The following is a 25,473-nucleotide window of genomic DNA, read 5'->3' on the forward strand; positions in this document are numbered from 1 at the left end:
TACACGCCGGGGCAGGGCCGGGCCGCCAGACAGCCTACTCCACCGCCTCGGCCACCCCTTGGTCTTCACCCAGGAAGCCGCCACTCTGGTGCCGCCACAACCGTGCGTAGGTACCATTCTTCGCCAGCAGTTCCACATGGGTGCCTTGCTCGACGATGCGCCCTTCATCGAGAACGATCAGCCGGTCCATGGCGGCAATGGTCGACAGCCGGTGGGCGATGGCGATGACGGTCTTGCCCTGCATCATTTCATCCAGGCTCTCCTGAATTGCCACTTCCACTTCCGAGTCCAGTGCACTGGTCGCTTCGTCCAGCAGCAGGATCGGCGCGTTCTTCAGCATCACCCGGGCAATGGCGATGCGCTGGCGCTGGCCGCCAGACAGCTTGATACCACGCTCGCCCACCAGCGTATCGTAACCGCTGTGGCCCTGCCGGTCGCTGAGCTGGCTGATGAAACCATCGGCCTGCGCATTGGCTGCAGCGGCGCGGATTTGCGCTTCGGTGGCATCGGGGCGGCCGTAGGCGATGTTGTCGCGGATCGAGCGGTGCAAAAGCGAGGTGTCCTGGGTGACCATGCCGATGGCGCTACGCAGGCTGTCCTGAGTGACCTCGGCGATATTTTGCCCGTCGATGCGGATCGCGCCGCTGTCCACATCGTAGAACCGCAGCAGCAGGTTGATCAGCGTCGACTTGCCGGCGCCGGAGCGGCCCACCAGCCCCACTTTTTCGCCCGGGTGGATGTGCAGGCTCAGGTTGTCGAGCACCTGGCGCTCGCCGTTGTAATTGAAGCTGACCTGGTCGAAGGTTACCGCGCCGCCGCGGGCCACCAGCTCACCGGCGTTCGGCGCATCCTGCACCTTGGGGCCGCGGGTGAGGGTAGCCATGCCGTCCTGCACGGTGCCGATGTTCTCGAACAAAGAGGTCATCTGCCACATGATCCAGTGCGACATGCCGTTGATGCGCAAGGCCATGGCGGTGATCGCCGCAACGGCCCCGGTGCCGACCTGGCCTTGGTGCCACAGCCACAGCGCATAACCACCGGCGCCCAGGATCAGGCCCACCACCAGCGCCTGGTTGACGATTTCAAACTGGCTCACCAGGCGCATCTGGCGAAAGCCTGTCTGCTTGAAGTCTTCCATGGCCGCGCGCGCGAAGTGCGCTTCACGTCGGGAGTGCGAGAACAGCTTTACCGTGGTGATGTTGGTATACGCGTCCGACACCCGCCCGGTCATCGACGACCGCGCATGCGCCTGCTCCTGGCCGACCTTGCCCAGGCGTGGCACGAAATACAGCATGGCCAGCCCGAACAGCAGCAGCCAGGCAATGAACGGCAGCATCAGCTTCAAGGCGAAGCCGCCGGCCAGGGCGATGATGGCAATGAAGTACACGCCAATGCCGGGCAGGATCTCGATGACGGTGAACAGCACTTCACGCACCGCCAATGCCGTTTGCATGACCTTGGTGGTGACCCTGCCAGAGAACTCGTCTGAGAAAAACGACAGGCTCTGGCGCAGCATCAGCCGGTGGAAGTCCCAGCGCAGGCGCAGCGGCAGATTGATCGCCAGTACCTGGTGCTGCACCATCGTGCGCAGCGCCACCAAGCCGATGCTGATCAGCAGGACGATGCCGATTCCCCACAGTACGCGGCTTTCTTCGGCCTGCGCAGCAGCACCGCCGGTCTGCCAGGCCGCGAGCAGGTCGACCACCTGGCCGAGGAAGGCGAACAGCCAGGCTTCGTAAATCGACACCCCGGCGCTGAGCAACGCAAGCGCCAGGATGTAACCACGTGCCCCGCGGGTACAGGCCCACATGAAGCGCAACAGGCCAACCGGCGGTGGCGGGACCTCGTCAGGCGGGAAGGGGTCGAGCCATCGTTCAAAAATACGCAGCATGCTGGTCTCCGAATGCAGGGTTTGCCTGGCCGCTAACCATACAGAACGCTCAGGGCTGCAGGGGTTCGTGCGGTTTTCGGGGTAACCTTTGCGCATCCGGGTGTCGCTCGCAATAGCGCAGGCCGCACCGTTGCAATTAATTACATTTAGCCTTGATCGGGGAAGCGCGGGCAGCCATCGACTTCCCTGGCCGATGAAGGTAGCCTCGTGGACTACTGCTGATCAGCCAATAGAAAAATCATCGCCATGCCTGCAGGTTTCCCCGGGTTGCCCTCACTCAATGCACTACGGGTGTTCGAAGTGGTGGCGCGCCACTTGAACTTCCGCCTGGCGGCCGAGGAAATCGGTGTCACCCAGGCGGCCGTGGCCCAGCAGATACGCGGCCTGGAAGCCGGCCTGCAGGTTCGCCTGTTCGAGCGCTTGCCGCGCGGCCTTGGCCTGACCGACGCCGGCCACGCCTACAGCACCAGCGTACGCAACGCCCTGGCGATGATCGACGAAGCCACGCGGCTGCTGCGCCCGGCACCCGCGCATCTTACGGTCAGCGTAACGCCAACCTTTGCCTCGAAATGGCTGATCCCCAGGCTTGGGGATTTTGCCGAGCGCAACCCCGAGATTGACCTGCGGGTGTTGGCCACCGAGCGGCTTTCGCACTTTCATACCGATGCTGTGGACCTGGCCGTGCGTTATGGCCAGCCGCCGTTCGCCAACGGGTTGAACGCCGAGTTGCTGATGGCCCCGGCGGTGATCGCGGTGGCCAGCCCTGGGTTGTTGGCCAGCGCAGGCTGGCCCGGGGATTTCGCCGCCTTGCAGCGTTATGTGGCGTTACACGATGCGCACAACTTCTGGCCGCAGTTTTGCGCTACGGTGTTTCCAGGCCACCCGCCAGCCACGGCGAAGACCGTGCGCTTCAACCAGACCTCGCTGGCCATCGAAGCCGCCATCGGCGGGCAGGGCATCACCCTGGCCAGCCAGGCCTTCGTCAGCGATGACCTCGCCGCCGGCCGGCTGGTGCAGGTATTCCCCCAGCAACTGCGGCTGGACAAGGCGTTCTACCTGGTGTGGCCGCGCAAGGCGCAGCCGCCCGCGGCCCTGCCCATCGTCATGGCCTGGCTAAAGGCTCAGGTAGGCGAAAGAAAATCTACTGTCTAGGCAACGCCAGGCTGTCTCCCTGCGTACCGGCATGGCTGCTAGGGTGAATGCACGTGCAGAATCCATCATCGAAGGGGGCAATATGTCTGGGAACAAAGTAGCCATCATCACCGCCGGTGGCAGCGGCATGGGCGCAGCTGCGGCGCGGCGCCTGGCTGCCGAGGGCTTCAAGGTCGGCATCCTGTCGTCCTCGGGCAAGGGCGAAGCGCTGGCCAGGGAACTGGGCGGTATCGGGGTTACCGGCAGCAACCAGTCGCTCGAGGACCTGCAGCGCCTGGTGGATGCCGTGGTCGAGCAGTGGGGGCGCGTCGATGTGCTGGTCAACAGCGCTGGCCACGGTCCGCGCGCACCGATCCTGGAAATCAGCGACGAAGACTGGCACAAAGGTATGGACACCTACCTGCTCAATGTCATCCGCCCGACACGCCTGGTCACGCCGATCATGCAGCGGCAGCAGGGCGGGGTGATCATCAACATCTCCACTGCCTGGGCATTCGAGCCCAACGAAATGTTCCCCACATCCGCCGTGTTCCGCGCGGGGCTGGCCGCATTCAGCAAGATTTTCGCCGACACCTATGCCGCCGACAATGTGCGCATCAACAACGTGTTGCCTGGCTGGATCGACAGCCTGCCGGCGACGGAACAGCGTCGCGACAGCGTCCCGCTCAAGCGTTATGGCAGTAGCGAGGAGATTGCCGCGACCATTGCCTTTCTCGCCAGCGAAGGCGCCGCCTATATCACCGGGCAGAACATCAAGGTCGATGGCGGCCTGACGCGTAGCGTCTGACCGCCGTCAGCGTGCTGCGGTTGGCAGCATGGCCGAGCCTTGAGCCTTGGTCAGTCAGCGGTCATGTTTCGAAGAAGACCGCCCGGGTGCATTGTGTTCCCTGGAATGGGCAGTGGCCGAGCGGGTAGTACCACGGCCATTGTCATCGTTGCGCAGGCTGCCATAGTGATTACCGCTCTCGCCATGGTTGCGCGTGGCCTTGCCGGCGTGATCGCTTTCATAACCGCCACCATTGCCGTTGACGCCCCCCTTGCCGCCGCCATGCCCACCGCCGTTGCCACCGCCCTTGGCATACGCTGAACCAATCGGTGAAACACTGGCCGGCAACAATGCGGTTGCGCCGAATGCCAGGGCACAGGTAAAGACGGCTAGCAGGGTTTTTTTCATGTGTGTTCGCCTCCAGAAGGCGTAGGGGGGAGCTTGGGTGCGGATACGACACAGGCTTTCTATTTTAGTTCCAGCCAGCGGCATGCACCTGGCGGTCAGTTCAGATCTCGACCTGAGTGCCCAGCTCGATCACTCGGTTCAGCGGCAGTTTGAAGTACTTCAGGTTGCTGTTGGCGTTCTTCAGCAAGAAGGCAAACAAGTGTTCCCGCCAGCGCGCCATGCCCATCCGCTTGCCGGCAATGACGGTTTCCCGGCTGAGGAAATAGGTGGTGCGCATGGGGCCGAACGCCAGGTCCGCACGCTGGCAGCGGCTTAGCGCCAGCGGCACATCGGGCTCTTCGATGAAACCGAAATGCACGTTCATGCGGAAGAAACCGTCACCATAGGCCTCTACCTCGCAGCGCTTGTCAGCACTGACCCGCGGTGCATCCTCGAACACCACGGTCAACAGCACCACTTGTTCATGCAGCACCTGGTTATGCAGCAGGTTGTGCAACAACGCGTGCGGCACCGCCTCGGGCCTGGCGGACAGGAATACCGCCGTGCCGCCCACGCGGTGAGGTGGCTGGGCCTTGAGGCTGGCAATGAACAGGTCCAGCGGCAGCGAGCTCTCGTCCAGGCGCTCGACAATGATTCTGCGCCCGCGCTTCCAGGTGGTCATCAGGACGAACAGCGCCAACCCCGCTATGACCGGAAACGCACCGCCCTGGAAAATCTTCGGTGCGTTGGCGGCAAAATACAGGCTGTCGACCAGCAGCAAGGCCAGCAGCATCGGCACCGCCAGCCAGCGAGGTGCCTTCCACAGCAACAGCACCACGGCCGATGCCAGCAGGGTGGTGATCAGCATGGTCCCGGTCACGGCAACGCCATAGGCCGCCGCAAGCGCACCGGACGACTCGAAGCCGACCACCAGCAGCACCACGCCAACCATCAGCGCCCAATTCACCATGCCGATGTAGATCTGCCCCTGTTCCTCGCTGGAAGTGTGCTGGATGAACATGCGTGGTACGTAGCCCAGCTGGATGGCCTGGCGGGTCAGCGAGAACGCACCGGAGATCACGGCCTGGGAGGCGATGATGGTGGCCAGTGTCGCCAGCCCGACCATCGGCAGCAGGGCCCACTCGGGTGCCAGCAGATAGAACGGGTTGCGCACTGCCTGCGGGTCGCCGAGGATCAACGCGCCCTGGCCGAAGTAGTTCAGCAGCAGGCCGGGCAGCACCAGCAAGAACCAGGCCCGGGCAATCGGTTTGCGGCCAAAGTGGCCCATGTCGGCGTAGAGCGCTTCGGCGCCGGTCAGCGCCAGCACCACCGCACCCAGAATCGCTACGCCCATGCCCGGGTGCAGCACGAAGAATTTCACCGCCCACAGCGGGTTGAGCGCCTGCAGCACTTCCGGGCGCTGGACGATGCCCTGCACGCCCAGCGCCCCCAGCACGATGAACCACACCACCATGATCGGCCCGAACAGAATGCCGATGCGCGCAGTGCCGTGCTTCTGGATCAGAAACAAGGCCACCAGCACCACTACCGACAGCGGCACGACCCAGTGTTCGATACCGTCGAAGGCCAGTTGCAGCCCCTCGACCGCCGATAGCACGGAAATCGCCGGGGTGATCATGCTGTCGCCGTAGAACAGCGCGGCGCCGAACAGGCCGAGCAGCACCAGCAGCCTGCCCAGCCGCTTGTACGGCGCTGCCGCCCGATGGGCCAGGGCGGTCAGGGCCATGATGCCGCCTTCGCCCTGGTTGTCGGCCCGCAGGATGAACAACACGTACTTGAGCGACACCACCCACAGCAACGACCAGAACACCAGCGACAACACGCCGAGTACCCCGGCCGTGTTGGCCTGCACGCCATAGTGACCGGCGAACACCTCCTTGAGGGTGTACAGCGGGCTGGTGCCGATATCGCCATACACCACGCCGACAGCGGCGACGAGCATACCGATGGCGTTGGTCTTGCCGGGAAGGGATTGGTTTGCGGTAACGGTGGGCTGGCTCACTCAGGGCTTCTCTGGACGGGCGGGTAGAAGTGCATGCCATCCCTGGCCATCGCGCGGCCAGTATTCCTTGAAGCGGTCGGTCCAGTCGTAAAAAGAACGTAAAAAATCAGCGCTGCAGCCCCTGCCGGGGCGGCAGCGCATATCGATGCAGCGGCGGCAATCAGCCAGGTTGCGCCGCGAGGCTGTTGCTGACGTTACGCCCCAGCACCAGCACCGTGGCGAAACCGCAGCCCACCAGCGCCGTGGCCAGGCTCAACAGCACCGAGCTGCCCAGCTGGTCGACGATCCGCCCGCCGAAGAACGAGCCCAGCGCGATGATCACCTGGAACATGGCGACGAACAGCGGCATGCCGCGTTCCACATCCTTGGGCGCGACGACGAACATCCAGATGCTGGCGCATGCCGGGAAGGCGCCGAACGCGAAGCCCCACAGCCCGATCAGCATCGCCGCGCCGGTCATGCCGGTGGCGAAATGGGGGAACAGGGCGGTGCTGGCGCCGATCATCAGCGCTACCAGCAGCAGGGTGTGGCGCACACTGCGGTTGGCGGCAAAACCGGCGAAGATGTTGCCGAAAACCCCGGCCACGCCATAAAGCAGCAGCAAGGAGCCAATGGTCGGCCCATCGAAGCCGGAACTCTGTTTGAAGAACGGCGCGACATAGGTGTAGGCGGCAAAGTGCGCCAGGCCGATCAGCAGCACGGCGATCAGGCCAACCCGCGCTTGTGGGTTGATGAACAGCGCCGGCAGGTCGCTGATGCGAATGGCCTTGTCCGGGGTCAGGCGCGGCAGCAGCAGGACCTGCGCAAGCAGCACCGGTACGCCCACCAGCGCGGTGACCAGAAAGGTCATGCGCCAGCCCAGCAGGCCACTTAGCCAGGTGCCTACTGGCACGCCCAGCACGGTGGCCAGGGTGACCCCGACCATGATGATCGAGGTGGCCTGAGCCACGCCGACCCCCTTGGGCGCCAGGCGCCCGCTGAGGGCAATAGCGGTCGCCCAGAAGCCGCCGATGCTGACGCCCAGCAGCACGCGACCGAACAGCAGCAGGCTGAAGTCACTGGCGTAGGCCACCACTGCGTTGGCGATGATCATGATCAGCGTCAGGCCGATCAGCAGGTAGCGCCGGTCCAGGGTGCCAATGCCCACCGACAGCAACGGGGCGGCGAGGGCGGCCATGATTCCGGGCAGGGTCACCATCAGCCCGGCGTGGCCGGCACTGATGCCGAGGTCGCTGGCGACATCGTTGAGTACGCCGACCGGCAGGAACTCGCTGGTCACCAGGGCGAAGGCACCCACCGCGACCGAGAGAATCGCCAGCCACTGCTGGCTGACGCTTTGTTGATTATGTTCGGGGAGGCCGCGAGGGGCCTGGCTGGCACTTGGCATGAATGTGGATTCCAAGAGAGAAGAGGTCGCCTGACGCAGGCGCAGGAGCGGGGCAAAACCGGACGGCGATTATAAGTGGCGTTTTTGCGCGGCCAACAGGCGGGACGGTCGATAATGAACATCAGCGCAATCGATGAAACGCCTGGCGCAGGGAGCGGCAGGCGCGCCGCAGAATCCTGTGGGAGCGGGCATGCCCGCGAAGAAGGCGACGCGGTGTCTGGCACCGGCTACGCCGGTGTTCGCGGGCGCGCCCGCTCCCACAGGTACAGCACTAGGCTTGCGGCCATGGGGGCGGGGTTCAGCCTATGGCGACACCAGCACATCACACTGGCACTCATTCAGCACATGCTTGGTGACGCTGCCGATCAGCAGTTCTTCAAACGCACTTTCCCCTTGCTTGCCGACCACGATCAGGTCGCATTCCAGTACCTGCTCCTGCTCGGCAATGCGCCAGCCAGGGTCACCGTGCACGATGATTTGCCGGGCATCGGCCAACCCGGCGGCTTCCGCGAGGGCCGCCAGCTGCTGCACGGCATCCTTGCGGATGACATTGCGATAGTGGGTGAGGGTGTCGCGGTCGATATGGGCGAAGCGCATGCTGCTTTCGAACGGCGCCTCGTACACATGCAGCAGAACGATTTCCGCCTGCGGCGCAACGGCTTTCGCCCGTTCGATGGCGCGCAAGGACGACGCCGAGAAATCAACCGGAACCAGCACGGTGCGGTAGGCGTCACGGGGTGCCTGCTTGACCACCAGCAACGGGCAGGGCATGCGGTTCAGCAGCTTGTGCACCGTGGAGCCGAGCAGCAGGCGTCGAGCCACGCTTTGGCCCTTCGCCCCACATACCAGCAAGTTGCTGCCTTTGTCCTGCACCACGCGGGTGATTTCTGCAACCACCGCGCCGTGCGCCACCTGCACGCCAGCGGCGATGGCGTGACGCTGGAACAGCAATGCCGCCAACGCACGAATTTTTTCGCCAGCGGTATCGAGTACCCGTTTCAATAAGTCGTCGTCAGGCACCAGCAGTTGCTTCAAGCGCTCGAAAGGTACCGGGTTGGCAACGTACAGCAGGTCCAGTGAGGCCTGTTGCGCCTGGCTCAGCTGGGCAGCGCGTTCGGCCGCGTTGCGGGCGGAAGTGGACAGGTCGGTGGCGACCAGTACGTGGTTCAGCGGGCTCATGTGGGGCTCCTTGGCCAAAGCCGCGCGCAGTGACGAGGGCGATAGCCTTTGAGCACGCTGCGCCTGGCGGTTGTGGTTCATTCCTTGCTGGCTGCCATCGTCTCGCGAACCCGGCGCGGTGGCTTGATTTACGTCAACCAGATCGTCCGCCACCGTGAGGCCCTGTGTTTTCATCTCATGACACGATCTGACGGCTTGGCAATGGATTGCATGAGTCAGCTTGATGCTTTCCTGTAACGGTACTAATACTAAGAAATTGCCGGGGAGGGGGATGATCATGCAGACGCGCTTTGTTGTGGTTCCCGCTGTGCCGCTAAAAAAAGAGGTTTACCCTCGCATGCTTGGGTTTCCCGCGCTGCTGGGGGAGGGCTACGACCTCTACGACACACAGGAGAAGATGCGCCTGCCGCTCAACTACCCGACGCGCGCGGAGGCAGAATTCGTCTGCGCATCGCGCAACAGTTGCCGGGACACCGATGCGGCGGACGTTGCAGGGATGGGCCATACGGCCTGAAAAGTAAAAGCGCAGGGCCTGGGTCAGGCCCGCGCAAGTGCTTCCACTAATTGGGCCTTGGTCATCTTCGAGCGCCCTTTGATATCTTTGCTACGCGCTTCTTTCATCAGGCTTTGCTTGCTTTGTGTCTCCAGCGAGCCGGGCGAGCTCCGCGAATGGCCCTGGCGTGAACTGGCGGCGCGCTTGGCCGAGTCGGAACGTGCAGTCTTTTTCTCGCCAGAAGACGTCTTGCTGCCCGAGCCGCCTCGCTTCTCGCCGCCACCGGACTGCTTGTTGACGGTCGCCCAGGCGCGGGCCTCAGCTTCCTCCTTCGGGACGCCCTTGTGTTCGTAGCTATCCTCGATATGTTCGGCCTTGCGCTTCTGCTTGTCGGTGTATTTGTCCTTGTCGCCGCGGGGCATGGTCTTCACTCCTGCAGGGTTTGCCTGAACGGTTGAAACCGGGCGCATGGGCAGAGTGCCGGGCAATGGACGAGTGGTGTCGCCATGCCAGGCGCTCGACTGCCAGGGCTTCAGCTTCCAGAGCCCCCGCCACCGCCCCCTGCACCGCCAGCACCTGCACCGCCCGCACCGCCGGCGCCACCCGTGCCGCCACCGCTGCCGTTACCCGAACCACCGGTCCCCGTGCCGCTTCCTGTACCCGTACCCCCGGTGGTGCCGTCGCCACCGGTGCTGTCGGTGCCGTTGTCACCCGTGCCGCCGGTGCCGGTACCCATACCATCGGCCGGGGTGCCGGAGCCGCTCGCCCCGCCTTGGCCATTCATTTGACCATTGTCGTGAGGCTGGCCGCCCGGGGCCGGCTGATCGACACTGTTGGTGGCGGCGAGCGCCAGGGGCGCGCTCATGCCCAGGCACAGGGAGAGCAGTAGTGATCGAGCCATCATCGGTTTCATGGTGAATCTCCTTTTCCAGTGAGTCACCCACTGTTCGGCCCGCATCCTGCGCCCGGGTGCCACGCTGGCGACGGACGGGCGCCCGCCCGGCAAAATGGTCATGCAATCGACACATCGGAAGGTTAGCTTTGGCCCTTGCATATTCGAATGTATAGGTGCCCTGGAAAGCCGGCATGCGCCGTGATGGCCAGGCCCGGCGGCTCTACCCTGCCGCCTGCCATTCATCGGTCACAAAGCTGTAACATTGCTGCTGCAAAGTGTGCCGGCCATCACACGGAGCGCTTTTCGATGATACGCCTGATGAAGACTGCTGCACTCGCCGTTGCCGTTTCGCTTTGCGCCACCTCGGCCTCCTTTGCCGCAGAGAATGTCCGCCTGACCGGTTCCGGCGCCAGCTTCCCGGCCCCGATCTACCTGACCTGGTTCAAGGCCTTCAGCAAGGAAACCGACGGTGTCACCGTCGACTATCAGTCCAAGGGCAGCGGGGCGGGTGTTCAGGATTTTCTGAACAAGACCGTCGACTTCGCCGCCAGCGACTCGGCGATGAAACCTGAAGAAATCGCCAAGGTCGGCGAGGGTGTGCAACTGCTGCCGATGACCGCCGGTGAAATCGTCCTGGCCTACAACCTGCCGGGCAACCCGAAAGGGCTGAAGCTGCCGCGCGATGTGTACTCGAACATCTTCCTCGGCAAGATCACCCAGTGGAACGACCCGCAGATCGCCGCAGCCAACCCAGAGCTGAAGCTGCCCGCCACGCCGATCACCGTAGTCGTGCGTGCCGACTCCAGCGGCACCACGGCGGTATTCACCAAGCACCTGTCGGCCATCAACGCCGACTTCAAGCAAGCGCTGGGTGAAGGCAACACCGTCAACTGGCCGGCCAGCGACAAGTTCATCAAGTCGCCGAAGAACGATGGCGTAACCGCTACCGTGCGCCAGACTCCAGGCGCAATCGGCTACATCGAATATGGCTTCGCCAAGCTGGCCAAGGTCGACTTCGCCCAGCTGCAGAACAAGGCCGGCCAGTACGTCGTGCCGAACGCCGAAAGCGGTGCCGAGGCGCTGGCTGCGGTGAACATGCCGGAAAACCTGGTGGCCTGGCTGCCTGACCCGGACGGCGCCAAGTCGTACCCGATCACCTCCTACACCTGGATGATCTTCCGCAAGGACAACGGCAACCCGGCCAAGGCCAAAGCCATGCGCGACATGGTCGAGTACAGCCTGACCGAAGGCCAGAAGATTGCCGACTCGATGGGCTACATCCCGCTGCCGGCGTCGGTGGTCGACCAGGTTCGCAAAGCGTCCGCCAACATCCAGTAACACCCACAGGCGCTCCCGGTGTGGCCGTACGGCCAGGCCGGGGGTGTTTGCCCTTTGTCCTGGAACTTGCCAATGAACACACCTTTTGCCATCCCGGCTAACCCCGACTCCGCGTGCCAGCCCCCGTCCGCGAAAGACTTCCTGGTCGATCGCACCTTCCGTGCGCTTGCGCGCATCGGTGTGGTGCTGGTGTTGGCGCTGGTCGTCGCGCTGGTCTACGAAGTGGGCCGCAAGGCACTGCCAGGTATCGAGAAGCACGGCTTCGACGTGCTGTTCGGCAGCGTGTGGGACGTCAACCAGGGCAAGTACGGTATTCTGCCAGCGATCTGGGGCACCCTGTACAGTGCGCTGATCGCCCTGCTGATCGCCGGTTTCTTCGGCGTCAGCATGGCCATTTTCCTCACCCAGGACTTTCTTCCGGCCCGGCTGGCGTCGGTGTTTCGCACCATCGTCGAGCTGCTCGCGGCCATCCCCAGCGTGGTGTACGGCCTGTGGGGCATCTATGTGGTGATCCCGGCCATTCGCCCGCTGACCACCTGGCTGAACAGCGAGCTGGGCTTCATTCCGTTTTTCGGCACCTCCCTGAGCGGCCCCGGGCTGCTGCCCGCTGCGCTGGTGCTGGCGATCATGATCCTGCCGACCATCGCCGCCGTTTCGCAGGACGCGCTGACCAGCGTGCCGATGAAAACCAAGCAGGCCGCCTACGGCCTGGGCGCTACCCACTGGGAAGCCATCCTCAAGGTGATGGTGCCCTCGGCGGCCACCGGCATCTTCGGTTCGCTGGTCCTCGGCCTGGGCCGGGCGCTGGGGGAAACCATGGCCCTGGCGATGCTGGTGGGCAATGCCAACACCATTTCCCTGTCCTTGTTCGCCCCGGCCAACACCCTGGCGGCGTTGCTTGCCCTGAACTTCCCGGAGGCCGGCCCGAACGAGGTCGAGGTGCTGATGTACGCCGCACTGGTACTGATGTTCATCACCCTGCTGGTGAACGTGCTCGGCTCGATGATCATGCTCTACGCCCAGCGGGGTAATAAATGATGACTGACCTCTCCACCCCGACAAAAGCCCTGCCCAGCCTGCAGCGCAAGCTGGAAGGCCGCTCGCTGCGCAGCCTGGTGCTGACCACGCTGGCCTGGTTCGCCGCGCTGGTGGCCAGTGTGCCGCTGATCTCGGTGCTGTACATGCTGGTCACCCGTGGCGGTGCCCGCCTCAACCTGGAAGTGTTCACCGAGCTGCCACCCACCGGTTTCGAAATGGGCGGGGGCTTTGGCAACGCCATGGTCGGCACCTTCGTCATGGTCGGCATTGCCGCCGCCATTGCCGTGCCGGTCGGCATCCTGGCCGCGGTGTTCCTCGCCGAACTGGGCCCGGACAGCAAGCTGGCCAACGCCGCGCGCTTCGCCGCCAAGATGCTCACCGGCCTGCCGTCGATCCTGGCCGGGGTATTCGCCTACGCCCTGGTGGTGATGACCACCGGCACCTACTCGGCACCCGCCGGCGGCGTGGCCCTGGCGGTACTGATGCTGCCGATCGTCGTGCTGACCGCTGAAGAGTCGATGAAGATGGTGCCCAAGATCATGAAGGACGCCGCCTACGGCATGGGCTGCACGCGCGCCCAGGTGATCTGCAAGATCGTCCTTCCCACTGGCCTGCCGGCGATCCTCACCGGCGTCATGCTGGCGGTCGCCCGTGCCGCCGGCGAAACCGCGCCGCTGCTGTTCACCGCGCTGTTCAGCAACTACTGGATCCTGCATGACGGCGACCTGGCCGTGATGAACCCCACGGCTTCGCTTGCCGTGCTGATCTACAACTTCTCCGGCATGCCCTTCGACAACCAGCTCGAGCTCGCCTGGGCGGCCTCGCTGGTACTGGTGATGATCGTGCTGGTAATCAACATTTTGAGCCGAGTCTTCGGCAAGCCCAAGTACTGAGAAAGGGAGCATCCACCTTGAACGTATCCACTGCGCCAAAAGCCGCTCCCGTGGTCAGCGAAGCCCCCATCGTCATGGACTGCAAGCTGGACAAGATCTTCTACGGCAACTTCATGGCCGTTCGCGACAGCCACGTGCCGATCCGCAAAAACGAGATCACCGGCTTCATCGGGCCGTCCGGCTGCGGCAAGAGTACCGTGCTGCGCAGCCTCAACCGCATGAACGACCTGGTAAAAGGCTTCCGCTTCGAAGGCCATGTGCATTTCCTTGGCCAGGATGTCTACGGCAAGGGCGTCGACCCGGTGGTGGTGCGCCGCTACATCGGCATGGTGTTCCAGCAGCCCAACCCGTTCTCCATGAGCATTTTCGACAACGTCGCCTTCGGCCTGCGCCTGAACCGCTACAAGGGTGACATCGGCGACCGCGTCAAGCACGCGCTGCAAGGCGCCGCGCTGTGGGACGAAGTGAAGGACAAGCTCAAGGTCAGCGGCCTGGCCCTGTCCGGTGGGCAGCAGCAGCGGCTGTGCATCGCCCGTGCCATCGCCACCGAGCCGGAAGTGCTGCTGCTCGACGAACCCTGCTCGGCGCTCGACCCGATCGCCACCCGCCGGGTGGAAGAGCTGATGGTCGAGCTGAAGAAGAACTACACCATTGCCCTGGTCACCCACAACATGCAGCAGGCGATTCGGGTCGCCGACACCACCGCGTTCTTCTCGGTCGATATTTCCAAGGGCACCCGCACCGGCTACCTGGTCGAAATGGGCCCGACCACGCAGATCTTCCAGGACCCGCGCGAGCAACTGACCGCCGACTACATCAGCGGCAAGTTCAGCTGAGCCGTAACGCCCAAGGGGCAGGGAGGGGGCCAGGAAGGCCGCCACTCCCTGTCGCGTTACCTTTTGTCAAAGTGTTACCCAGGATTTCCAATGCCAGCGACGCCTCGTCTTGATCTGTCAGCGGTAGAGCGCGCACTGCGTGAGGTGCAAGGCCGCTTTGCCGAACTCAGCCAGCATTTCACCGAGCCGCGTGACCCGTTCACCGACGAGGTGCTGGGCAATGTGCTTGAAGGCTATGCCCTGATTGACGACTATGTCGCCCGGGGTGTCGACCTGTTTGACCTGCAGCAACTGAACCTCATGCTGGAGATCAACGCCACCGTACTGTGCGGCAGCGACCCGGCCCGCCGGCTGGAGTTCGCCGCGCACCTGGCGGCGACCGAGGCGCACTTTTTCAATAACGTGGAGGGCGGCATCAAGGACCTCTACAACTGGTACTGCGCGTATGGCAGCGACTCGATCTGGAAGCGCGCGGCGGGTGTCTACGTGCGCATTCTCAGCAAGCCGCAGCTGTTCATCGAAGGCAACAACCGCACCGGGTCGCTGATTGTCAGCTACTTGCTGATGCGCGCCGGGTTACCGCCTTTCGTGCTCTCCCTGGACAACGCCGAAGGGTATTTCAACCCGTCCTCGGTCATCCGCAACTCTGCCAAGCATGGGGTCATGGCTTTGTACGAACTGCCCAAGATCAAGAAAAAGTACGCTGCGTTCCTCGAAGCGAAGGCGCCCGCGCCCGGCAAGTTCTTCCTCAGCGACAGGCCCACGCCTGCGTGCCAGAGAGGCCGTTGATGGACCAGTCATCCCTGCTCCAGCGCAGCCGGCAAGTCATCCAGCGCACGTTCAATCGCCCGCAGGTGCGCATTTCGTTCGATATCGACGACACGCTCGCCTGCCAGGCCGAGCACGCCGCCGCCGAGCACAGCAAGCTGCCGGCGTTCGTCCATCGCTGGCTGGGTGAACCGCTGCGCAGTGGTACCCGCGCACTGATCCGCGACCTGCGCCGCCAGGGCTGCAGCATCTGGATCTACACCTCGTCGGGGCGTACGCCAGCCTACATCCGCCGCTGGCTGATGCTGTACGGCATCCGTGTCGATGGCGTGGTCAACAGTGACCGCCACCAGCACATCCTGGCCATGAACGGGCTGCAGAATGCCCCCTCGAAGCTGCCGTCGGCCTTCGACATCGACCTGCATGTCGATGATTCCGAAGGTGTCCGCCTGGAAGGCGTCGATCACGGTTTTCGCGTGGTGGTGGTGTGCCCTAAAGACCAGAACTGGGCGCAGAAAGTGATGAATGCTGCGCTCGATGTCCAGGCCCAACTGGCCTGGCAGCAGCCGCAGCGCTATCAGATGCCTATACGCCAGCCTGCCCAGGCCCTCGCCTCCTGAGGGCGTCAAAGCCCCGTTTCGCCACCCCGCTTCGCAGCTCACCCCAAGGCTTTGGAGTTGAGCGGCTGCCTCGCTATTCCCCTCTCGCTCCATCCCGGCAGGCCGCTGCCTGTCGCCTGAGATTTTCCGTTTCGGCTTGACTCGTGAAATTTTTCATGTAATTTTTCATGAAAAATAAATATAAAAATTTCACGGAGGACAAGAAGATGAGTGTCATCTTTCCGGATCTGCTGACTGAAGTGCGCGCGTTCCGCGCCAGGTACCCAGAAATACGCTATGTCGACCTGATCGCGCTGGATATTCCGGGGCACTTCTACGGCAAACGCTACCCCATGGACATGCTGGAAAAGGTTGCCGCCGGCGCGCCGCTGAAGCTGCCGCAGAACTGCGTGTTGCTGGGCACCCAGGGTGGCCTTTACCCGATCGGTGACTACTGCTTCGCCGACGGCGACCCGGATGCCGCGCGGCGCCTGGTGCCAGGCACCTTGAAACCGGTGCGCTGGGAGCAGGAACCGCTCGCGCAGATGCTGATCACCTCCGATGGCACCGCCAAGCCTATCGAGTTCGAGCCCCGTGAAGTGCTGGCCCGGGTACTCCAGCGCCTGGCCAGCCGCGGCATCCGCCCGGTGGTGGCGTTCGAGCTGGAGTTCTACCTGTTCGACCGCAAGCTGAACAACGGCCTGCCCCAGTACCCCCGCGACAGCGCCACCGAAGACCCGGACGACCAGCCGAACATGCACATCGAGCGGCTGTCGCGCTTCGCTTCGGTACTGCACGACATGGTCGATGGCGCCAACGAGCAGGGCGTGCCGGCGAACGTCATCACCGCAGAACTGGGCCCCGGCCAGTTCGAGATCAACTTCTGCCACAGCGACGATGCCCTGAGCGCGGCGGACTGGTCGGCGCTGTTCTGCCGCAGCACCCGCGGTATCGCGATGAAACATGGCTACCGTGCCAGCTTCATGAGCAAGCCCTACCTGGACGCGCCGGGCAGCGGCATGCATGTGCATGTCAGCCTGTACGACGCCAGCGGCAACAACATCCTGGCCGATGCGCAGCAGCGCAAGCTGCGCCATGCCGTGGCGGGGTGCCTGGAGCTGCTGCCGCACTGCATGCCGATCTTCGCCCCCAACCACAATGCCTACCGCCGCTACGGCGCGATGGTCAATGCGGCGAGCAAGGCCAGCTGGGGCTTCGAAGACCGCGATGCGTGCATTCGCATCCCCGAGTCCGACCCGCAGAACCTGCGCATCGAACACCGCCTCGCCGGCGCCGATGCCAACCCGTACCTGGTCCTGGCGGCGATCCTGACCGGCATGGAGCATGGCCTGGAGCGCGGCCTGGAACCGATCGCCCCGCTGAACGACAACCGCCCGAGCGGCATCGATTTCCCCAAGGATGCCCTTGGCGCGCTGGCGGCCATGCGTCACCACCCGGTGATCAACCAGGGCCTGGGCAGTGAGTTCGTGATGGTTTATTGCGAAAACAAATACCAGGAGCAGCTGGACTTCATGCACCACATCGATGCCCGCGAGTACCGTTGGTTCCTGTAGCTGGCGCTGCTTTTTTACCGTTTCAACCACAACGCGCAATATGGATTTGCCGGAGGAAGCTATGCCCCGTGTGCCCGTTATCGGCATTACCGCATGCACCCGCATGCACGAGCTGCATGCCGTACAGACTATCAGCGAGAAGTACGCGCGCGCGGCGGCCCAGGCGGCGTGCGGGTTGCCCATCGTGATCCCGAGCCTCGCCGACCTGGTCGATAGCGCCGATATTCTCGAGGTGGTGGATGGGCTGATCTTCACCGGTTCGCCGTCGAACATCGAACCGTTTCACTACAACGGCGCGGCCAGTGCGGCGGGCACCCATCACGACCCGCTGCGTGATGCCACCACGCTGCCGCTGATGCGTGCGGCGATCGCCGCGGGTGTGCCGGTGCTGGGCATTTGCCGTGGCCTCCAGGAAATGAACGTGGCACTGGGCGGTACCCTGCATCAGAAGGTCCACGAGACCGGCACATTCATGGACCACCGTGAAGGCCAGGGCGAGCCCATCGAAACGCAGTACGGCCCGCGTCATGCCCTGCATATCGAGCCCGGCGGCATGCTCGAGCGCATCGGCCTGCCGGCGATCATCCAGGTCAATTCCATTCACGGCCAGGGCATCGCTGTGCTGGCCCCCGGGCTGAGGGTGGAAGCGCTGGCCCCCGATGGCCTGGTGGAAGCGATTTCGGTCGAGAACAGCAAGGGCTTTGCCCTGGCCGTGCAGTGGCACCCCGAGTACCAGGTGATGGACAACCCGCATTACCTGAGCATTTTCCAGGCCTTCGGCAAGGCCTGCCGGCAACGCTCGGTACTGCGCCAACTGCTGTTGCAGTCCGCTTGAACGGCAAGCGCGTCCCGATACCACCAGTACTCGCGCGGCACGGCTGCGCCACTTTATGGAGTGAAGTCAATGAGTGAACAGCATTCGCAGACATTGGCCTGGCAAGCGCTGAGCCGCGACCACCACCTGGCGCCGTTCAGCGATGTCCGCCAGCTGGCCGAGAAGGGCCCGCGCATCATCACCTCGGCCAAGGGCGTCTACCTCTGGGACAGCGAGGGCAACAAGATTCTCGATGGCATGGCCGGCCTGTGGTGCGTGGCGGTCGGCTATGGCCGCGATGAACTGGCCGAGGCCGCCAGCCAGCAGATGAAGCAGTTGCCGTACTACAACCTGTTCTTCCAGACCGCACACCCGCCTGCACTGGAGCTGGCCAAGGCGATCGCCGACGTGGCCCCGCCAGGCATGAACCATGTGTTCTTCACCGGCTCCGGTTCCGAAGGCAACGACACCGTGCTGCGCATGGTCCGCCACTACTGGGCGCTCAAGGGCCAGCGCAACAAGCAGGTGATCATTGGCCGCATCAACGGCTACCACGGTTCCACCGTGGCCGGGGCCGCCCTGGGTGGCATGAGCGGCATGCACCAGCAGGGCGGGGTGATCCCGGATATTGTGCACATCCCGCAGCCGTACTGGTACGGCGAAGGTGGCGACATGACCGAGGCCGACTTCGGGGTGTGGGCGGCCGAGCAGCTGGAGAAGAAAATCCTCGAAGTGGGCGTGGAAAACGTCGCCGCCTTCATCGCCGAGCCGATCCAGGGCGCCGGTGGCGTGATCATCCCGCCGCAAAGCTACTGGCCGAAGGTGAAGGAGATTCTCGCCCGTTACGACATCCTGTTCGTCGCCGACGAAGTGATCTGTGGTTTCGGCCGTACCGGCGAGTGGTTCGGTAGCGACTACTACGACCTCAAGCCCGACCTGATGACCATCGCCAAGGGCCTCACCTCTGGCTACATCCCCATGGGCGGTGTGATCGTGCGTGACGAAGTGGCCCGGGTCATCAGCGAAGGCGGCGACTTCAACCACGGTTTCACCTATTCCGGCCACCCGGTGGCGGCTGCGGTGGGCCTGGAGAACCTGCGCATCCTGCGTGACGAGCGGATCATCGAGCAGGTGCGCGAGCACACTGCGGCGTACCTGCAACAACGCCTGCGCGAGCTGGCCGACCACCCGTTGGTGGGTGAAGTCCGCGGCCTGGGCATGCTCGGTGCGATCGAGCTGGTGCAGGACAAGGCCACCCGCGCCCGTTACCCGGGCAAAGGGGTGGGCATGATCTGCCGCCAGCACTGCTTCGACAACGGCCTGATCATGCGTGCCGTGGGCGACACCATGATCATCGCGCCGCCGCTGGTGATCAGCGTCGAGGAAATCGACGAGCTGGTGGCAAAAGCCCGCAAGTGCCTGGACCTCACCTACGAGGCTGTACGCTGACGGGCTGCTGTGCAGCCCATCGCCGGCAACGCGGTGGATGGCACCGGCTGCGCCGGTGTTCGCGGCTAAAGCCGCTCCCACAGGTACAGTGCTAGCGCAGGCCTGCGCCGTCTCCTGTGGGAGCGGGTTCACCCGCGAAGCAGGCGGCGCGGTGGATGGCACCGGCTGCGCCGGTGTTCGCGGCCACGGCCGCTCCCACAGCTACAGTGCTAGCCCAGGCCTGCGCCGTCTCCTGTGGGAGCGGGCAAGCCCGCGAAGCAGGCGGCGTGGTGGATGGCACCGGCTGCGCCGGTGTTCGCGGCCACGGCCGCTCCCACAGGTACAGTGCTAGCCCAGGCCTGCGCCGTCCTCTGTGGGAGCGGGTTCACCCGCGAAGCAGGCGGCGCGGTGGATGGCACCGGCTGCGCCGGTGTTCGCGGCTAAAGCCGCTCCCACAGGTACAGTGCTAGCCCAGGCCTGCGCCGTCCTCTGTGGGAGCGGGTTCACCCGCGAAGCAGGCGGTGCGGTGGATGGCACCGGCTGTGCCGGTGTTCGCGGGCAAAGCCCCGGCAGGTAAAGTGTCAGCTCCCTTGAAGCATTTTGCTTTGCACGTTGAATCCTGTACTTTTCAGGGCATCCATTTCCTGTCCGAAAGTCGCGATTCAATTATGAAAGTGCACGAAGAAATCGAAGGCCTGGCCGTCCTGATTCGCGACCTGCGCAAGTTCAAGGGCCTGACCCTTGGCGAGCTGGCCCAGCGCATCGGCCGTTCGGTGGGTTTTCTGTCCCAGGTCGAGCGCGGCGTATCGCGCCCGACCGTGGCTGACCTTACGGCCATCAGCGAAGAGCTCGGCGTGTCGACCGCCTATTTCTACAAACTGGAAAAGCCCCGCGAACTCGACTGGGTCACCCGCCCGCACGAGCGCCGTACGCTGCACCTGGCCGGCGGCATCACCGATGTGCTGGCATCCCCGACGATCACCGGCGCGTTCTCCATGCTCGACAGCCACCTGGAGCCCGGCGCCAGCAGTGGCGAGGAATACCTGGACGACAGCTCCGAGCAGGGCTGCTTCGTCCTCGAAGGCGAGCTGACCGTGTGGCTGGATGGCGGCGAACCGGTGACCCTGCGCGCCAGTGACAGCTTTCAGCTGCAACCGCACGCCAGCTTTCGTTACGCCAACCTCACCGACAAGCCCACCCGCGTGCTCTGGGTGTTCAGCTGAAGGGCCTGCCCGACCAGAAAGTCGCAGGGGCCTTGCTCCCTGCCTGCTCCTAAGGGTTACGCCGCAAGTGTTGCCTCTGGGCGTAACCCGGTCTCAAGCCTGAATCAGCGCACCCCGCGCACGCCCCCAAAGCACCTGCCAGCCCCCTCCAAGGCAGTGTATCTGGCTGTTTGCCTGCTTCTGATAATCGCCTCCGACACCCCGTCCTCGTTCCGGAGCGCGCCATGTACAACAATAAGAACCTGTCCCCCCGTCTGCTGGCAGCGGTTGCCGTCAGCCTGTCGAGCCTTTGCCTGAGCAGCCTCGCCCAAGCCGAGATCATGCTCTACGACAAAGACCAGACGACCTTTTCCACTGACGGCTACATCAACGCCTTCTACGTCAACAGCGATGTCGACCGCCAGGGCGAGCAGTTCGACCGCCGCCAGTCGCGGGTGAAGATGGGCTTTCTGCCCAACTACCTGGGTTTCAACATGGGCAAGCAGGTCGATGACCTGAAGCTCGGCGCCCGCGCCTCGTTCTGGGTCACCATCAACGACAGCGAAACCAACGGCACCGACACCGCCATCGATGTGCGCCAGTTCTACGGCACCGTGGCCAACCCCGAGTGGGGCGAGGTACTGATCGGCAAGGACTTCGGGCTGTTCGCCCGTTCCAACATCCTGCTCGACGAATTGCTCGCCGGTTACGGCCAGGTCAGCGACACCCTGGGGCTGGTGGACGGCGGCGGGGTATCGTTCGGCAACATCGGCAGCGGCTACCCGTACCCGTTCCCGACCTCGCAGATCACCTACCGTACGCCGGTGATGGACGGCTTGCGGGTGGCGGTGGGCATCATGGACCCGGTGGACACCAACGACAGCAGCCCGACCGGCAAGGCCTACCAGGAAAACCCGCGTACCGAGAGCGAGATCACCTACCAGTTCGACCTTGGCGGGGCGCAGATCTACAGCTGGCTCAACGGCAGCTACCAGACCTCCGACAACACCGACCCGGCGGTGCAGTCGGTTACCTCCAAGGGCGTCGGTTATGGCGTGCAGGCGAAGATGGGCGGCCTGTCGCTGACCGGTTCGGGGTTCCAGGCCAAGGGTATCAACCCGTTCTTCACCAACAATGCTGGCGAGCCGACCCTGCGCAATGTCGACAGTGACGGCTATCTGCTGCAAGGCTCGTACAAACTCGGCAAGAACCGCCTGGCGCTGTCCTACGGTAAGACCAAGGACGACGGCAACGGCGCGGTGGGCAGTGGTGCCGACTACGAGACCCGCGGTGTGGCGCTGTTCCATGACGTCAACGACAACCTCAAGCTGGTTGCCGAGTACAACCAGTTTTCCATCGACGGGCATGAAACCAGTGAGCAAAACGAAGACACCGATACCTTTGCGGTCGGCGCAGTGCTGACCTGGTAATGACCTCGCCTCCAGCCCCGGTGTGCGCATCGCACCGTGGCTGGAGGCCCCTGTGGGAGCGGGTTTACCCGCGAACACCGGCGAAGCCGGTGCCCAACACCATGTCGCATTCTTCGCGGGTAAACCCGCTCCCACAGGGACCGCGGCTGGCCTGAGGTTGGTTCCTTGCATGAATGCGGGGCTTTTACACCCATCGAACCGCTCACCCGCTACCCAAGTAGCATTCGTCCTTCGGTACAGCCTTCGTACACTCATCGCTCAGCCAACCCGCGCCGGAGACCACCATGCAGCAGGCTCACAACGACGGTGTGGTCAGCGCCATGTCCCAGGCCACCGACGCGCGGCTGGCCGCCCAGGAGCTGGCGGGGCAGCTGCTGCACCCGCACCTGGGCTTCGTGCTGTTCTTCTGCTCGGCCGAATACGACCTGCAGGCCCTGGGCGAGGCGCTGGAGCAAGGTTTTGGCGGCATCCGCCTGGTCGGCTGCACCAGTGCCGGCGAAATCACCCCGCTGGGCTATGGGCGCAACTGCGTAACGGCCGTCGGCTTCGATCATCGGCACTTTTCCATCGCCACCGAGCTGATCGATGAAATGGAGCGCTTCAGCCTGATCGACGCCCAGCAGATGGTCGAGCGCCTGGTTGGCAGCTGCCGCAGCAACAACCTGGCGCCGATCAAGGGCCACAGCTTTGCCCTGACCCTGCTCGATGGCTTGTCCAGCCGCGAGGAAATGGTCCTGGCCGCCCTCAGCGCGGCGCTGGGCGATATCCCGCACTTTGGCGGTTCGGCCGGCGACGACAACTACCTGACCCGCACCCATGTGTATTTCGGCGGCGCCTTCCACCATGGCGCGGCAGTGGTGGTGCTGGTCAACACCTGGCTCGACTTCGAAGTGTTCACCACCCACCACATCCTGCCGCGTCAGGAAAAGCTGGTGGTCACCGCGGTCGACAGCGCCCAGCGCCGGGTCTTCGAACTGAATGCCGAGCCCGCAGCCGAGGAGTACGCCCGGCATATCGGCGTGCCGGTGGCCGAACTCGATTACCGGGTATTCGCCGCCCATCCCTTGGCCGTGCGCATCCACGACCAGTATTACGTGCGGGCCATCCAGCAAGTGCACGCGGACCTGAGCCTGAGTTTCTACTGCGCGGTGGAGCACGGCATCGTGCTCACCGCCATGACCCCAGGCCCGTTGTTGCCGAACCTGCACCAGCTGTTCGACGGCCTGCAGCAACGCCTTGGCCCGCTGTTGCTGACCATCGGTTGCGATTGCTTCCTGCGGCGGCTGGAACTGGAAGGCCGCCATGGCCTGGAACCGATCGGCGCGTTCCTGCGCGAGCAGCGGGTGATCGGCTTCAACACCTACGGAGAACAGTTCAATGGCATGCACATCAACCAGACCTTCACCGGCGTCGCCATTGCCCGCAACCGGCCTCCTGTCGGTCGCTGAACTGCAGGCCGAGATCGCCCGGCTGCAGCAGCACAACCACAAGTTGCAGCGCATCAACGGTGCGCTGATCGAACGCATCGAGTCCGGCGTAACCCGGGGCAACGACCCTTACGCCGCCTTCCAGCATTCGGTGGTGCTGGCCGAACAGGTGCGCGAACGCACCGAAGCGCTGCACCAGGCGATGGCCGAGCTCAAGGCCGTCAACCACCTGCTCAGCGAAGCCCGGCAGCGCGCCGAAACTGCCCACCAGCACCAGATTCGCCTGATCACCGACCACGTGCCGGCGCTGATCGCCTACCTGAACGCCGACCTGGTCTACGAGTTCACCAACAAGGTCTACGAAGAATGGTACTGCTGGCCACGCGGCGTGATGCTCGGCCAGAGCCTGCGCGAGGCGCATAGCGAGCAGCACTACCAGCGCCTGGAAGCCTATGTCGCGCGGGCGCTGGCGGGGGAAAGCGTGACCTTCGAGTTTGCCGAAACCAATATCAAGGGGCAGGAGCGCTACATGCTGCGCTCCTACGTGCCCAACCGCCTGGCCAATGGCGATGTGGTGGGCATCTTCGTGCTGATCCGCGACATCACCGAGCGGCGCAATACCGCCCAGGCGCTGCACCAGGCCTACCAGCACCTGGAACAACGGGTGCGCGAGCGCACGGCCGAGCTGACCAGCCTCAATGACCAGCTGCTGCGCGAGATCGAGGAACGCAGCCGGGCCGAATCGCGCTTGCGCGAGGCCAAGCGCGAGGCCGAACAAGCCAACCTGTCGAAAACCAAATTCCTCGCGGCAGTCAGCCATGACCTGCTGCAGCCGCTGAACGCGGCGCGGCTGTTCACCAGCGCCCTGCTCGAATGCCGCGCGCCGCAGGACAGCGCACACCTGGTGCGCAACGTGAGCAATTCCCTCGAAGATGTGGAGAACCTGCTCGGTACGTTGGTGGATATATCCAAGCTCGACGCCGGGGTGATCAAGGCCGATGTCGCTCCGTTCGCCCTGCGCGAGCTGGTCGACAACCTCGCCGCCGAATACGCCCAGGTGGCGCGCAGCGAAGGGCTCGAACTGCATTTCGTAGGCTGTTCTGCGGTGGTGCGCAGCGACATCCAGCTGTTGGCGCGGATTCTGCGCAACCTGCTCAGCAATGCCATCCGCTACACCCGCAGCGGGCGTGTGGTGTTGGGTTGCCGGCGCCTGCGCGGCGGCCTGCGCATCGAAGTGTGGGACAGCGGGATCGGCATTGCCGAAGAGCACCTGGAAGAGATGTTCCAGGAGTTCAAGCGCGGTGATGTGCAGCGCCCGGACCAGGACCGCGGGCTGGGCCTGGGCCTGGCCATCGTCGAGAAGATTGCCGGTATCCTCGGCCACCGGATCCGCGTGCGTTCCTGGCTTGGCAAGGGCTCGGTGTTTGCCGTCGAGGTGCCGCTGAGCGCCACCGCGCCCAGGCCCCAGCCGAGCCAGGCGGTGTGCGAGCCGATGCTCGAACGCCTGCGCGGGGCGCGGGTGTGGGTGCTGGACAACGATGCCGCGATCTGCGCCGGCATGCGCACCTTGCTCGAAGGCTGGGGCTGCCAGGTGGTCACCGCATTATCGGAAGAGGACCTGGCGCGCCAGGTGGACAACTACCACGCCGAAGCCGACCTGCTGATTGCCGACTATCACCTGGACAACGACTGCAACGGCGTCGACGCCGTGGCGCGGATCAATGCCCGGCGTACCCAGCCACTGCCGGCACTGATGATCACCGCCAACTACAGCAACGAACTCAAACAGCAGATTCGCGAGCTGGGCCATACCTTGATGCACAAGCCGGTGCGGCCGATGAAGCTGAAGACGGCGATGAGCCATTTGCTGGCTGGCAGTGTGACATAGCCGTCGGCCACTTCGCGGGCTCGCCCGCTCCCACAGGTACCCTGCGGCTTCGAAGCCTGTACAGA

Annotated in this window: 23 protein-coding genes; 16 read left to right on the top strand and 7 right to left on the bottom strand. The window is 64.1% G+C overall.

Going from position 1 to position 25,473, the window contains the following annotated elements:
* Positions 1 to 34: 34 nt before the first annotated feature.
* Entirely contained in the window at positions 35 to 1,891 is a 1,857-nt protein-coding gene (locus tag C6A77_RS06450; protein WP_114168644.1) for an ABC transporter ATP-binding protein, read from the bottom strand.
* A 246-nt stretch (positions 1,892 to 2,137) separates the two neighbouring features.
* Between C6A77_RS06450 and C6A77_RS06455 the strand changes: the two genes are divergently transcribed.
* Positions 2,138 to 3,043: a LysR substrate-binding domain-containing protein gene (locus C6A77_RS06455; RefSeq protein ID WP_114168646.1), complete on the top strand. Its 906-nt coding sequence runs from the start codon at positions 2,138 to 2,140 to the stop codon at positions 3,041 to 3,043.
* Between the two features lie 82 nt (positions 3,044 to 3,125).
* Positions 3,126 to 3,830, top strand: a complete 705-nt coding sequence (locus C6A77_RS06460; protein WP_114168647.1) for an SDR family oxidoreductase — start codon at positions 3,126 to 3,128, stop codon at positions 3,828 to 3,830.
* Between the two features lie 54 nt (positions 3,831 to 3,884).
* Here C6A77_RS06460 and C6A77_RS06465 read toward each other — a convergent pair whose 3' ends face one another.
* From C6A77_RS06465 to C6A77_RS06480, 4 genes are all read right to left on the bottom strand, one after another.
* Positions 3,885 to 4,217, bottom strand: coding sequence for a hypothetical protein (locus C6A77_RS06465; RefSeq protein ID WP_114168649.1), 333 nt, complete (start codon positions 4,215 to 4,217; stop codon positions 3,885 to 3,887).
* Positions 4,218 to 4,317: 100 nt separating this feature from the next.
* Entirely contained in the window at positions 4,318 to 6,159 is a 1,842-nt protein-coding gene (locus C6A77_RS06470) for a potassium transporter Kup (protein ID WP_114168794.1), read from the bottom strand.
* Positions 6,160 to 6,379: 220 nt separating this feature from the next.
* Positions 6,380 to 7,606 (bottom strand): MFS transporter, encoded by a 1,227-nt coding sequence (locus tag C6A77_RS06475; RefSeq protein ID WP_114168650.1) that lies wholly within the window; start codon positions 7,604 to 7,606, stop codon positions 6,380 to 6,382.
* Between the two features lie 303 nt (positions 7,607 to 7,909).
* Positions 7,910 to 8,785 (bottom strand): universal stress protein, encoded by an 876-nt coding sequence (locus tag C6A77_RS06480; protein WP_114168653.1) that lies wholly within the window; start codon positions 8,783 to 8,785, stop codon positions 7,910 to 7,912.
* Positions 8,786 to 9,056: 271 nt separating this feature from the next.
* On the opposite strand from C6A77_RS06480, the gene C6A77_RS06485 reads away from it, so the two are divergent.
* Positions 9,057 to 9,299, top strand: a complete 243-nt coding sequence (locus C6A77_RS06485) for a hypothetical protein (RefSeq protein ID WP_114168795.1) — start codon at positions 9,057 to 9,059, stop codon at positions 9,297 to 9,299.
* A gap of 23 nt (positions 9,300 to 9,322) precedes the next feature.
* Here C6A77_RS06485 and C6A77_RS06490 read toward each other — a convergent pair whose 3' ends face one another.
* Both C6A77_RS06490 and C6A77_RS06495 read right to left on the bottom strand, forming a co-directional pair.
* Complete coding sequence (locus C6A77_RS06490) at positions 9,323 to 9,700, bottom strand: termination factor Rho (protein WP_114168655.1); 378 nt, start codon at positions 9,698 to 9,700, stop codon at positions 9,323 to 9,325.
* 110 nt (positions 9,701 to 9,810) lie between these two features.
* Positions 9,811 to 10,191: a hypothetical protein gene (locus C6A77_RS06495; RefSeq protein ID WP_114168656.1), complete on the bottom strand. Its 381-nt coding sequence runs from the start codon at positions 10,189 to 10,191 to the stop codon at positions 9,811 to 9,813.
* Between the two features lie 288 nt (positions 10,192 to 10,479).
* Here C6A77_RS06495 and pstS point away from each other — a divergent pair, with 288 nt between their 5' ends.
* The 13 genes from pstS to C6A77_RS06570 all read left to right on the top strand — a co-directional run bounded on the left by pstS (position 10,480) and on the right by C6A77_RS06570 (position 25,408).
* Positions 10,480 to 11,511 (top strand): phosphate ABC transporter substrate-binding protein PstS, encoded by a 1,032-nt coding sequence (gene pstS, locus C6A77_RS06500; RefSeq protein ID WP_114168658.1) that lies wholly within the window; start codon positions 10,480 to 10,482, stop codon positions 11,509 to 11,511.
* Positions 11,512 to 11,583: 72 nt separating this feature from the next.
* A complete protein-coding gene (gene pstC / locus C6A77_RS06505) occupies positions 11,584 to 12,549 on the top strand; it encodes a phosphate ABC transporter permease subunit PstC (RefSeq protein ID WP_114168660.1) in 966 nt (321 codons plus the stop codon).
* A complete protein-coding gene (gene pstA, locus C6A77_RS06510) occupies positions 12,549 to 13,442 on the top strand; it encodes a phosphate ABC transporter permease PstA (protein ID WP_114168662.1) in 894 nt (297 codons plus the stop codon). Before pstC ends, pstA begins: the two co-directional genes overlap by 1 nt.
* A 74-nt stretch (positions 13,443 to 13,516) precedes the next feature.
* Positions 13,517 to 14,278, top strand: coding sequence for a phosphate ABC transporter ATP-binding protein PstB (gene pstB, locus C6A77_RS06515; protein ID WP_241507397.1), 762 nt, complete (start codon positions 13,517 to 13,519; stop codon positions 14,276 to 14,278).
* Positions 14,279 to 14,368: 90 nt separating this feature from the next.
* The gene (locus C6A77_RS06520) at positions 14,369 to 15,067 is read left to right on the top strand and encodes a hypothetical protein (protein WP_114168666.1); all 699 of its coding nucleotides are present in this window, start codon (positions 14,369 to 14,371) and stop codon (positions 15,065 to 15,067) included.
* Complete coding sequence (locus C6A77_RS06525; RefSeq protein ID WP_114168668.1) at positions 15,067 to 15,666, top strand: hypothetical protein; 600 nt, start codon at positions 15,067 to 15,069, stop codon at positions 15,664 to 15,666. Before C6A77_RS06520 ends, C6A77_RS06525 begins: the two co-directional genes overlap by 1 nt.
* A gap of 206 nt (positions 15,667 to 15,872) precedes the next feature.
* The gene (locus tag C6A77_RS06530) at positions 15,873 to 17,219 is read left to right on the top strand and encodes a glutamine synthetase family protein (RefSeq protein WP_114168670.1); all 1,347 of its coding nucleotides are present in this window, start codon (positions 15,873 to 15,875) and stop codon (positions 17,217 to 17,219) included.
* Positions 17,220 to 17,280: 61 nt separating this feature from the next.
* The gene (locus C6A77_RS06535; RefSeq protein WP_114168672.1) at positions 17,281 to 18,054 is read left to right on the top strand and encodes a gamma-glutamyl-gamma-aminobutyrate hydrolase family protein; all 774 of its coding nucleotides are present in this window, start codon (positions 17,281 to 17,283) and stop codon (positions 18,052 to 18,054) included.
* A 69-nt stretch (positions 18,055 to 18,123) separates the two neighbouring features.
* Positions 18,124 to 19,482 carry an aspartate aminotransferase family protein gene (locus C6A77_RS06540; RefSeq protein ID WP_114168674.1) on the top strand — a complete coding sequence of 453 codons (1,359 nt, stop codon included), beginning with the start codon at positions 18,124 to 18,126 and terminating at the stop codon, positions 19,480 to 19,482.
* 647 nt (positions 19,483 to 20,129) lie between these two features.
* Positions 20,130 to 20,684, top strand: a complete 555-nt coding sequence (locus C6A77_RS06550; RefSeq protein ID WP_114168678.1) for an XRE family transcriptional regulator — start codon at positions 20,130 to 20,132, stop codon at positions 20,682 to 20,684.
* Between the two features lie 224 nt (positions 20,685 to 20,908).
* Positions 20,909 to 22,093, top strand: coding sequence for a porin (locus C6A77_RS06555; protein WP_114168680.1), 1,185 nt, complete (start codon positions 20,909 to 20,911; stop codon positions 22,091 to 22,093).
* A 284-nt stretch (positions 22,094 to 22,377) separates the two neighbouring features.
* Positions 22,378 to 23,541 (top strand): nitric oxide-sensing protein NosP, encoded by a 1,164-nt coding sequence (gene nosP, locus C6A77_RS06565; RefSeq protein WP_114168682.1) that lies wholly within the window; start codon positions 22,378 to 22,380, stop codon positions 23,539 to 23,541.
* Positions 23,510 to 25,408 (top strand): NahK/ErcS family hybrid sensor histidine kinase/response regulator, encoded by a 1,899-nt coding sequence (locus tag C6A77_RS06570; RefSeq protein ID WP_114168684.1) that lies wholly within the window; start codon positions 23,510 to 23,512, stop codon positions 25,406 to 25,408. Before nosP ends, C6A77_RS06570 begins: the two co-directional genes overlap by 32 nt.
* Positions 25,409 to 25,473 lie beyond the last annotated feature (65 nt).

The sequence above is a fragment of the Pseudomonas sp. AFG_SD02_1510_Pfu_092 genome (assembly GCF_003331055.1).
Classification (GTDB): domain Bacteria; phylum Pseudomonadota; class Gammaproteobacteria; order Pseudomonadales; family Pseudomonadaceae; genus Aquipseudomonas.

Bases quoted from the DNA above. Each gene is read 5' to 3' on its own strand.
- C6A77_RS06450 (WP_114168644.1), bottom strand. From the start codon at position 1,891: ATGCTGCGTATTTTTGAACGATGGCTCGACCCCTTCCCGCCTGACGAG.
- C6A77_RS06455 (WP_114168646.1), top strand. From the start codon at position 2,138: ATGCCTGCAGGTTTCCCCGGGTTGCCCTCACTCAATGCACTACGGGTG.
- C6A77_RS06460 (WP_114168647.1), top strand. From the start codon at position 3,126: ATGTCTGGGAACAAAGTAGCCATCATCACCGCCGGTGGCAGCGGCATG.
- C6A77_RS06465 (WP_114168649.1), bottom strand. From the start codon at position 4,217: ATGAAAAAAACCCTGCTAGCCGTCTTTACCTGTGCCCTGGCATTCGGC.
- C6A77_RS06470 (WP_114168794.1), bottom strand. From the start codon at position 6,159: ATGCTCGTCGCCGCTGTCGGCGTGGTGTATGGCGATATCGGCACCAGC.
- C6A77_RS06475 (WP_114168650.1), bottom strand. From the start codon at position 7,606: ATGCCAAGTGCCAGCCAGGCCCCTCGCGGCCTCCCCGAACATAATCAA.
- C6A77_RS06480 (WP_114168653.1), bottom strand. From the start codon at position 8,785: ATGAGCCCGCTGAACCACGTACTGGTCGCCACCGACCTGTCCACTTCC.
- C6A77_RS06485 (WP_114168795.1), top strand. From the start codon at position 9,057: ATGATCATGCAGACGCGCTTTGTTGTGGTTCCCGCTGTGCCGCTAAAA.
- C6A77_RS06490 (WP_114168655.1), bottom strand. From the start codon at position 9,700: ATGCCCCGCGGCGACAAGGACAAATACACCGACAAGCAGAAGCGCAAG.
- C6A77_RS06495 (WP_114168656.1), bottom strand. From the start codon at position 10,191: ATGAAACCGATGATGGCTCGATCACTACTGCTCTCCCTGTGCCTGGGC.
- pstS (WP_114168658.1), top strand. From the start codon at position 10,480: ATGATACGCCTGATGAAGACTGCTGCACTCGCCGTTGCCGTTTCGCTT.
- pstC (WP_114168660.1), top strand. From the start codon at position 11,584: ATGAACACACCTTTTGCCATCCCGGCTAACCCCGACTCCGCGTGCCAG.
- pstA (WP_114168662.1), top strand. From the start codon at position 12,549: ATGACTGACCTCTCCACCCCGACAAAAGCCCTGCCCAGCCTGCAGCGC.
- pstB (WP_241507397.1), top strand. From the start codon at position 13,517: ATGGACTGCAAGCTGGACAAGATCTTCTACGGCAACTTCATGGCCGTT.
- C6A77_RS06520 (WP_114168666.1), top strand. From the start codon at position 14,369: ATGCCAGCGACGCCTCGTCTTGATCTGTCAGCGGTAGAGCGCGCACTG.
- C6A77_RS06525 (WP_114168668.1), top strand. From the start codon at position 15,067: ATGGACCAGTCATCCCTGCTCCAGCGCAGCCGGCAAGTCATCCAGCGC.
- C6A77_RS06530 (WP_114168670.1), top strand. From the start codon at position 15,873: ATGAGTGTCATCTTTCCGGATCTGCTGACTGAAGTGCGCGCGTTCCGC.
- C6A77_RS06535 (WP_114168672.1), top strand. From the start codon at position 17,281: ATGCCCCGTGTGCCCGTTATCGGCATTACCGCATGCACCCGCATGCAC.
- C6A77_RS06540 (WP_114168674.1), top strand. From the start codon at position 18,124: ATGAGTGAACAGCATTCGCAGACATTGGCCTGGCAAGCGCTGAGCCGC.
- C6A77_RS06550 (WP_114168678.1), top strand. From the start codon at position 20,130: ATGAAAGTGCACGAAGAAATCGAAGGCCTGGCCGTCCTGATTCGCGAC.
- C6A77_RS06555 (WP_114168680.1), top strand. From the start codon at position 20,909: ATGTACAACAATAAGAACCTGTCCCCCCGTCTGCTGGCAGCGGTTGCC.
- nosP (WP_114168682.1), top strand. From the start codon at position 22,378: ATGCAGCAGGCTCACAACGACGGTGTGGTCAGCGCCATGTCCCAGGCC.